Consider the following 8,696-nt stretch of genomic DNA (forward strand, 5'->3'; position numbering starts at 1 on the left):
TTGAAAATTCTCCTTGAAATTAGCGCTCAACCAAAACGGTTTTTTCGTAGCCCGAGCAGGGGATGCACACCGGCTTCCCGTCCTTGGTGCGCACATAGCGGTCGAAGACATACTCGCCGCACACGCTGCACTTGGTTTTGTTGAACGAACCCTTGACAGGGGTGTAGGCGAAATCCGGCTTGGCTTCCACCTTGAAGATGGCCTCATCCGGCTGGTCATAGACCCACCGGATGACCTCGCGCCGCACTTCCAGCGGAATGTGCGAAGGCTCGATGCCCTTCTTGCGATAGGCAAAGAACTCAGCCTTGCCCATCGCGTCAACGAAATCCGGCAGGAGCGAGTAGCGCACCGCGCCCTTCTGCGGATGGTAGAACGTGACGGCCAGTTTGCCGTAGAACGTCTTGGCGATCATCACCTTGCCATAGGTGGCGCCGGTGGCAATCTGCACGCCGTCCATCATGCAGGTCTGCGGATGGCCCTCGCCCAGCTCGGGGAAGACGAAGAAACCGTGGTCGGCTTCCTTCTCAGCGCCCAGGTAGGCGAGCGCCAGCTTGCCCATGCGGTAGCCGATCGGCATGAAGGGACACTCATGCGCGTGGAACTCAAAGGCCCATTCTGGGGGGATGTGTTGCGTAGTCATCATCGAATCCTTTCGTCACCTATCAGACGTCTCGAAGGCGCCTGACACGTCTGGTTTAAGCTACTTCATGAGATCGTAGATCATCTTGGCCGCAATCAGCCACAGCAGCACGCCGATCATCTTCTTGAGCTGGCTGCTCGACAGCTTCGTCTTCATGAGTTGCGAGCCGACGATCGAGCCGGCGGCGGCCATCACTGCTGTGATGCCGATGAAAAGCGAGTCCAGCCCGCCCAGGGTCGCGTGGCCCAGGAAGCCGGAGAAGGACGAGAACACCACGACGAGCGCGGTCGTACCAGCGGCTACCTTGGGGTCCAATCCCAGCCAGTTGAGCACCGGCAGGATGAAGTTGCCACCCCCTACGCCCAGCAGCCCGCCCAGGAAGCCGGCGACGCCGCCGACGCCCGCGCCGGCAGCCACCTCGATCGGCCGACTGAGTGCGCGCTCGCGCTTCTTCGCGTGGTAAAAGAGCATCATGAAGCCGGCAAAGACCAGGAAAGCTGCGAACATACCCAGCAGCAGCCGCTTGTCCACATACGGCGTCAGCCGCGCGCCGAATGGCGACAGGATGACGGCGACGATCAGCACCGGCAGGCCGACCCGGAAGTTGATCAGCTTGCCGCGCCAGTAATTGATCGTGGCGAACAGCAGGCTGACCACGTTCAGCAGCAGCGCGGTTGGCGTGGCCTCGGCCAGCGGCACGCCGAGATAATAAAACAACGGCACAAACAGGAACGCTGCGCCCAGCCCGGCCATGGCCAGTAGGCCGGAGAAGACGAAGACCAGCGCCGCGCTGATCAGAATCGTAGTTGAATCAGTCGGCAAGATACTCACCTCGCGCTTTCATTTTTGACTCGCACAGCCCATTCTTCGAGCACGAACTCAGCCAGGCTCAGCAACCGGATCATCGTCCACCACCTCCTCTTCATCCTGACCATCCTCATCATCCGGCGCAAAAGCGTGCCGCGCCGGCTCGACGCTCAGTAGCATCAGCAAGGTGATGACCGCCGCTGAGGTCAGGCACCAGATGCACACCGCACGGATGACAAACGGTTCCAGGTAGGTCAGGTACAGAGAAAACATGACGCCAAACAGGGCCATGGCCAGGCCGGCGACGGGCGCCTGGGCGGCCAATGGGCCGCGCCCCGACCTGTTTAGCAGCCAGGCGGCCAGGATGCCGACGTAGCCGGCCGCGCCCAATACGCCCACGGGCAGCACACCGAACAGCCGGGCATAAGGGCTGCTCTGCACGGCATGGCAGTCGCCTACCGGGCCGCATACCGCCTGCACCAGCTGCGTCTCTACGTAAGACAGGTAACCGGCCACCGCCAGCCCGGCCAGCGCCAGCAGCGGCGTCAGGACATTCCACCCCACTTTGGCGAAGCGGGACATCTCGCCACCGTCGGAGCGCACCATGCGGATGCCCGCATAGATCAGGGAAACCACCATCCCAGCGATGACGGCGATGGCCAGTGCGAAGCCGTTGGAGCGCGGCTCGGAAGCCTGCGCCTCGACCGGAGCGTCAAGCGGCATGGCGATTGGCTGCGGCACGCCGCGCACGACCGGAGAGGAAGCGGCCACGGTGGGAAGCCCGGTTGAGGGTGGCTCATTTGGCTGCTGTTCGTTGGCAGTGGGCGTTGCCTGGGCCGCGGCGGTGGCCCAGGCCGCCTCCTGCTCATCACAAATATGACAGGCTTTCACCGTCGGTGTTGGACGCGGCGCCGCGGCGACCGGCAGCGCCAGGTTCAAGACAGTGGCTAGCCAAAGGGCGAACATCGCCCCGCGAAAAATCCACAAACGCATCAGTCAATCCTTGTAGATCATGATCTTGTGGCTGCGTTGGCAGCCTTGCGCCGGAAGAACGGTGACCTCTGGCGTTAGTCGCTCTTATGGCGCGGCCGGCCGCTGCCGCCGTGCCGCGTCATCTCTATCTCGGCCAGGATGGCCAGTGCAATCTCGGCTGGCTCGCGGCCGCCCAGATCCAGGCCGATGGGCGCGCATACGCGGGCCAACTGCTCCTCGCTGAAGCCGTCGGCGCGCAGGTGCTCCAGGATGACGCCGATCTTGCGCCGACTGCCGATCATGCCGATGTAAGCTGCGGGCGCCGGCAGCACATCGCGCAGCGCCTGCTCATCGGTGACATGATCCTCGCTGATGAGCACGACGTAGGTGCGTTCAGTGATTGTATCGAGCGCAAGCTGCGGCCGGTCGGCCCGTTCGGCGAGCAAATCTACGACCTGGACATCGTATCCGACCATACGCGCAAGCTCGGCCAGGGGCCGGCCGATGTGCCCGCCGCCGACGATGAGTAGCATAGGCCTGGGTAGATAAGGTTCGATGAACACGTTCACCGCGCCGCCGCACAGCGTGCCGATGGCGTCGGGGCCTTCCTCTTGCAAGGCGAAATGGAACAACCGTGGCTGGCCTTCGGCCAGAGTTTGCTGCGCTGCCTGGCGGATGCGAACTTCGAGCTAAGGCGCCACTGTTGGGCGTTGCACCACGTCGTACTTCTCGCGGTTCGCCTTGAGCTCGTCCTTGGCATGGCGCAGCAGCTTGCGCTCACGCACGAGTTGGCGGATGAAGCCGCGCGATGGAAACTCAAGCGCGTCCTGGGTGCAGACCGTGGCGCAGGTGGTACAGCCGACCATACAATGGAATGGGTTCACGACCACCGGCTGGTTGGCTGTGTAGTCGAAGCCGTACACCTGGCGGCCGCATGAGGTCACACACTGGCCACAGCCAACGCAGCGGTCGGCGATCACCGTAGGGTGCCAGGCGATCCCTTCACGGGGGATGCCATGCCATGGATTCATAAAATTGTTGTTGCTCATAAATGTCTCCTGACTAACGGGTCTATGCATGCGCGCGGAAGGACAGCATGCGACAGGGGGGGAAGTCGTCGCTGTTGGCCAGAACGCCTGGCCAGCGGCGGCGCCAGCCACAGCCGCCAGGCTCAAGGCCCGCTGCAAACGATCCTGGTTGATCTTGTAATGAATCTGCTGACGGTCTCTCCAGGAGGTCACCAAGCCTGCCCGTCGCAACACGCTCATCTGCTGCGACACGTAGGGCTGAGGGCGTCCGGTGCGTTCCGCCAGACGGCACACGCAGGCCTCCTCGCCCGATAATTGGCGCAGGAGCTCCAGGCGAAATGGGTGGCTAAGCGCCTTGAACACCTGTATGATCTGCTGGTCACTTTGCTGCAGGTCGTCCGCTTTGTCGGGTGAAGGGTCTCGACCGGTGGTCATGGTTCAACTCCTTTGCGCCGAGGCCGCTAGAGACTCGCGATCCGTCTCCGAGCAAACAAATCGCCCAATGTCCCATCCATGCCGCCACGTTATTGCCTGGACGGGGTAGGGGCGACCTTGGGCGATCGCTCGATCAGCGGTCGTAGCCCGAACAGGGAATGCACAGGTGTTGGTCGCCCACAACGCGGCGGTAAGCGTGCGCCACCAGCTCGCCGCAGCGATCGCACTTGGCAAAGCCCATCACCTCGGGCAGCCAGTTATACGGGTAGTCGAAGACGGGGCCGACGGTCAGTACGTCGCTCTCCGGCGCGTTCCAGACCAGGTTGACCAGCTCCATCTGGTCAGCCTCGGCGATCTCGTCGGGCGAGATGCCGGCTGAGCGCTGCTGCATGAAGGACGACGCGGCGATCTGTTTTTGCAAGGTCGGCTTGTAGGAGACGCGCACGGCCCGCTCTCCGTCCTTGTCAATCAGCGTCACGGCCAGTTTGCCCAGCGGGTTCTTGCGCATGTTGCCCTTGCCGAAGGTGCAGCCGGTGGTATATTGCACGCCATCGCCAAAGCACATTCCGCCATGCTCCTCGCCGGTCTCGATGATGGCATAGAGCTGGGTGCCGCCGGCGCGTTTAGCGTTCAGCGCGGCGAGGGCCGCCAACCCAACTCGCACACCGGCTACGCTGGCCCAGCAGCGGTGTCCGTGAAATTTCAGGGTGTCATTCAAAATCTCTTGATCGTTCATCTTCTTAGTTGCTCCTTGTGTTTGCTGGTTGGCCTGAGCCACCGTGGTCGTCAGCCGCGCAGCCATCTTTCTTGCCGAGGGTACCCGCGCGGCACTGATCATTCTGCTGTCTACGACCTTGACTTCAGAACTCATTTCCAATCCTAACTGGCAAGCAGAATCCAGGCGCGCTGCACGGCCAGGATCACCAATGCCATGGCGAAAATACGACTCAGGGTCAGCGACTTGACCCGCTTGGCCATGAAGCGCGCGCCCAACCACGCGCCTACCACGGCGGCGATAGAGGTGAGAATCAACATCAGCCAGTCGAATTGAGCATCGCCCAGGTGCGCCGCAAAGGCCGAAAACGAGGGCGCCGTGACAATCACAGAATTGGTCGCAGCGGCAATGCGCGCCGTGTAGCCGAGCATAACCAGGGTGGGCATCATCAGAAAGCCCGGCCCGACGCCGAGAAAACCGGCGAAGGTACCAATGAACGCACTGAGAAGTCCGCCCTTAACCCGGGTCGTGTCGGCGATGACGGGGGTTTGGCTATCGTTCATCGCCGGCGGGAAGGCCATGCGATAGGCAAGAAAGAACAGGACGCCGACATACATCCACCAAACCACCGTGGTGCTGACAAATTGCAGCAGCCAGACGCCAAGCGGCGCGACAAGCGTTGTGATGATCAATAACGGGATGGCTGTGCGCCAATCCACCATGCGGGCGCGCGCGAAGGTGATCGCCCCGGAGATGGCCGTCAGGCCATTGAGCCACAACGACCAGGGCATGATCACGTGCTTCAGGTCGAAGCCAAACAGCCCCAGCACTGGCGTCGCAATGAAGGCGACCCCCAGACCCAACATGCCGGCCAAAAACGAGAGCCCAAACAAGAGGGCGCTCAGAATAACGTAGAGCATAATCCGGTCTCCTTGTCTGGCCAGCCTTACGCTGAGGCGGGTAAGAACTGTTCGATCGCATCCAGCGCGTGAGCCGCATAGATAGATGCCGGGCCGCCGCCCATCAGCAGGGCGACGCCGATGGTGTCCAAAAGCTGTGCACGGGTGGCGCCCACGGCCACGGCGTCGTGGGTGTGATAGGCGATGCAGCCGTCACAGTGCACGGCGATGCCGATGGCCAGGGCCATCAGTTCCTTGGTCTTGGCGTCCAACGCCCCCGCTTCGACGGCTTTTTTGTGCAGCCGCGCAAAGCCGCTCATCGGGCCTGGAGCCTCCTGTCCCAGTTGCGCCAGGCGCCGCTCAAGGTGTTGGTAATAGGCGATGTAATCGGTTATCATGATGTCCTCATCAGAGTTGGCTCGAACAGGTCGGTCCAGCCTGTGTCGTTGCCGACGATAGGCCGGGCCAGGGTGAAGTACTCGTGACAGGTAAGGCGCTCGGCCTCGATCTCAGGTGGCCCGGAGAAGGGCGGGTCCTGGCTGGCGTGGCACTGGATGGCGCGCACCTTGGTCACCAAATGGTCGGCCACGTCAATGGCCGCCACCGACCCGCCGGCGAGTTCCTGTGACGGGATCACGCCGCAGCCTTGCAGCGTCGCCGCGGAGGGCGCCAGGTAGTAGAGCCGCGCGGGGAGCGCAGCCTGGTCGAAAGCTGATGTCGTCATGCGATGAATGGCCAGGTGGTCGGGGTGGCCAGAGATGCCGTCGGGACCAAACGTGATGACAGTCTGTGGCCCCACCGCGCGCAGAATGTTGACGAGCTGGCCGACGACCGTGTCCGCGTCGGCGGCGGCCAATTGGCCGTCCAGATACCCGAGGAAACGCACGTCGGCCAGCCCCAGCGCTGCGGCGGCAGCCTGCAGCTCGCGCGTCCGGATTTGGGCGGTGTCAGCCGCACTCAGGCCAGGAATGCCAGCTTCGCCGCGCGTGGCGCACACCAGCGTCACCCGCGCGCCCTCGGCGGCGTATTTTGCGAGTGTGCCGCCCATGGGGAAACTCTCATCGTCTGGGTGGGCTAACACCACTAACAGGGTTCTCTGCGCCATCGGTGCATTCATGGATCTTGCCCTTTTGCTCACACGATATTGACAGTCATCACATTCTCCATGCAGAATTTTGCATATATGACAACCCAGAAAAACCCCTCGGCGCCAGGCCGAAGGGTTTTTCATTTTAGTTAGCCATCGCCGCCGTGGCGAGCCAGGTCTGCACCTCGGCGACGGTGGGGATGCGCCCGCCGCTGACCAGCTTGCCGTTGATGACCAGGCCCGGCGTGTACAGCAGGCCGTACGTCGGATAGGCGGCGCGATCGGTCACATGTTCGATTTCGGCCTCGACGCCGAGCTGCATCACGGCGGCCCTGGCGTTCTCCTCGACCAGGTGGCAGTTGTTGCAGCCTGGGCCGAGCACTTTGATGCTGATTGTCATCAGATCGTTTCTCCTTGTTGGTGAGTTGGTTGTTCCGTCAATTTGCCATGACGATGATGTTTGGCTCGATGATGATTTCGCTCTTCACTGAGTTCGCCACCAGGCTGTACTTCTGCGCGGATTCCAGCGCGCGCCGCACCCGTTTTTCGTCGGCCTGTCGCACCACAATCTGTGGATAGAACCGCAGGTGGGTGAAAATCTCCGTTTGATCCAGCTCGATGCGCTTCGCGCCCTCCGCGTGGCAAGTGTAGCTGACCAGGTCAATCTTGAAGCGTTCGCACGCCCACAGGAACATCATCATGATGCAGGTGTTGGCCGCGGCCACAAAGGCATCTTCCGGGGTCAACACACCTTCATGGCCGTAAGCGTCGGGCGGTGCGGAAAAGGGCATCTGCGGGCCGTTGCCCAAGGTCACGTGTCCCCAGTGTTCGCCGTCCCAACGCACGTCGGTCCAATAAGTCGCTGTCTTTGCCATCAGGATCGGCTCGCTTTCTGGGTCTTGTAATCGTTCCAGGCCAGACCCACGGCCTCGGCGTACAGGCTTTCTTGACCCGCGGGCACTGGATTGTAGAGACGCACCGCGGCCAGCAGGCTGTCCGGCGCGGCGTCGCCGGTGGGTTGACCCTGCGCATCGGCCAGGTCGAAGATCGCGGTCAACGCCAGGAATTCCAGCGTCTGGCCGTGCATCTCGATCCGGGTGATGGGTATGCCCGAACCGCACGCGCACGCGGCGCCCTCCGTTACCTTCGCAGTCGGAGCAGGGGACGAATCCAGGGCTGCGCCTTTGGTCCGGCTCCAGCGCACGGCCATCAGCTCATCCACCTTCGCGGCCAGGGCGTCGGCTAACCGGTCCACCACCAGTTGCCCGCCGGCGTCAAGCTTGCGCAGGCCGTTGGGGGTGGGCAGGCCGTTCTCCTCGATGAAGTCGGTGACGACGAAGCTGGCGGCCGGCGTGTTGCTGTACATTTCCGTCGCGCGCGCGGCGCAGCGCATCTCGCAGCCGTCAACGGCAATCGTGGGGTAGAACCTGGCAAAGGCGCGATCGCCTTCGCCGCCGGCCAGAAACAGCGGCAGGCAAATCGTCACCGTCTGCCCGCGGCGCCGTTCCTCCAGGGTTTTGAGCGCGGCCAGGCGCGTCACCAGCCCTGCGGCCATCTCTTCGCCTGAGCAGGCGACAATGCCCACTTTCTTCTCCAAGAGATCAGGCATGGTCTGCCTCCTGCACGCCGTCAACCACCGCGGCCGCCTCGGTCGCCATGATACGCGCCAGGGCCAGCCCGCCCTCGTTTAGCTCCGCAATGCCTTGCGGCTTGAGCTGGCGGTGCTGCCGGTATGCGTCGAGCACGCGGAAATTTTCTACGACCACCGCGCCGGCCTCGCTGACGTTCTTGCGCGCGCACTCCAGGTTGCAGCCGTCAATCGTAATCGCCGCCCGGCCCTTGATGTTCTGCTTGAGGGCTGCGTCGCCCAAGACCACCAGGGAGAGCGGGAGCAGCTCAACCTGGTCGGGCCGCAGTTCCTCGGCCAGGATATACGCGGCTTCGCGCGTCACCGTCCCATACGACTTGCCGATGCCTGAACACGGCACCACCAGCACTCGATCTGACCGGGGCGTTGCCTTCTTGTCCATAGACGATCTCTGTCCTTTCCTACGCGGCTGCGGCTTCAGCCTGGGCTTTCATGACCGCAAAATAGGCGTCAGCATCCAGCAGG

General features: G+C 62.8%; 13 protein-coding genes. All 13 read right to left on the minus strand.

Features of this window, described 5'->3' with window-relative positions; genetic code table 11:
* Positions 1-19: 19 nt before the first annotated feature.
* Positions 20-643 carry an FmdE family protein gene (locus ACPQ6D_RS21225; protein ID WP_423226354.1) on the minus strand — a complete coding sequence of 208 codons (624 nt, stop codon included), beginning with the start codon at positions 641-643 and terminating at the stop codon, positions 20-22.
* A gap of 57 nt (positions 644-700) precedes the next feature.
* Entirely contained in the window at positions 701-1,462 is a 762-nt protein-coding gene (locus tag ACPQ6D_RS21230; RefSeq protein WP_423226355.1) for a sulfite exporter TauE/SafE family protein, read from the minus strand.
* A gap of 57 nt (positions 1,463-1,519) precedes the next feature.
* The gene (locus ACPQ6D_RS21235) at positions 1,520-2,440 is read right to left on the minus strand and encodes a vitamin K epoxide reductase family protein (RefSeq protein WP_423226356.1); all 921 of its coding nucleotides are present in this window, start codon (positions 2,438-2,440) and stop codon (positions 1,520-1,522) included.
* A 74-nt stretch (positions 2,441-2,514) separates the two neighbouring features.
* A complete protein-coding gene (locus ACPQ6D_RS21240) occupies positions 2,515-3,051 on the minus strand; it encodes an XdhC family protein (RefSeq protein ID WP_423226357.1) in 537 nt (178 codons plus the stop codon).
* Between the two features lie 57 nt (positions 3,052-3,108).
* Entirely contained in the window at positions 3,109-3,882 is a 774-nt protein-coding gene (locus tag ACPQ6D_RS21245; protein ID WP_423226358.1) for a metalloregulator ArsR/SmtB family transcription factor, read from the minus strand.
* Positions 3,883-4,015: 133 nt separating this feature from the next.
* Positions 4,016-4,720, minus strand: coding sequence for an FmdE family protein (locus ACPQ6D_RS21250; RefSeq protein WP_423226359.1), 705 nt, complete (start codon positions 4,718-4,720; stop codon positions 4,016-4,018).
* A 41-nt stretch (positions 4,721-4,761) separates the two neighbouring features.
* On the minus strand, positions 4,762-5,517 hold the full coding sequence (locus ACPQ6D_RS21255; protein ID WP_423226360.1) for a sulfite exporter TauE/SafE family protein: 756 nt from the start codon (positions 5,515-5,517) through the stop codon (positions 4,762-4,764).
* A 26-nt stretch (positions 5,518-5,543) separates the two neighbouring features.
* Complete coding sequence (locus ACPQ6D_RS21260) at positions 5,544-5,894, minus strand: carboxymuconolactone decarboxylase family protein (protein WP_423226361.1); 351 nt, start codon at positions 5,892-5,894, stop codon at positions 5,544-5,546.
* Positions 5,891-6,601 carry a PIG-L deacetylase family protein gene (locus ACPQ6D_RS21265; protein ID WP_423226362.1) on the minus strand — a complete coding sequence of 237 codons (711 nt, stop codon included), beginning with the start codon at positions 6,599-6,601 and terminating at the stop codon, positions 5,891-5,893. The genes ACPQ6D_RS21260 and ACPQ6D_RS21265 overlap by 4 nt, the downstream gene beginning before the upstream one ends.
* Before the next feature lie 127 nt (positions 6,602-6,728).
* Positions 6,729-6,983: a thioredoxin family protein gene (locus ACPQ6D_RS21270; RefSeq protein WP_423226363.1), complete on the minus strand. Its 255-nt coding sequence runs from the start codon at positions 6,981-6,983 to the stop codon at positions 6,729-6,731.
* A gap of 37 nt (positions 6,984-7,020) precedes the next feature.
* Positions 7,021-7,458 carry an OsmC family protein gene (locus tag ACPQ6D_RS21275; protein WP_423226364.1) on the minus strand — a complete coding sequence of 146 codons (438 nt, stop codon included), beginning with the start codon at positions 7,456-7,458 and terminating at the stop codon, positions 7,021-7,023.
* Positions 7,458-8,192, minus strand: coding sequence for a putative zinc-binding protein (locus tag ACPQ6D_RS21280; protein WP_423226365.1), 735 nt, complete (start codon positions 8,190-8,192; stop codon positions 7,458-7,460). The genes ACPQ6D_RS21275 and ACPQ6D_RS21280 overlap by 1 nt, the downstream gene beginning before the upstream one ends.
* The gene (locus ACPQ6D_RS21285; RefSeq protein ID WP_423226366.1) at positions 8,185-8,613 is read right to left on the minus strand and encodes a putative zinc-binding protein; all 429 of its coding nucleotides are present in this window, start codon (positions 8,611-8,613) and stop codon (positions 8,185-8,187) included. Before ACPQ6D_RS21285 ends, ACPQ6D_RS21280 begins: the two co-directional genes overlap by 8 nt.
* Positions 8,614-8,696: the final 83 nt, after the last annotated feature.

It is taken from the genome of Candidatus Amarolinea aalborgensis (assembly GCF_900491745.1).
Lineage (GTDB): Bacteria > Chloroflexota > Anaerolineae > SSC4 > Amarolineaceae > Amarolinea > Amarolinea aalborgensis.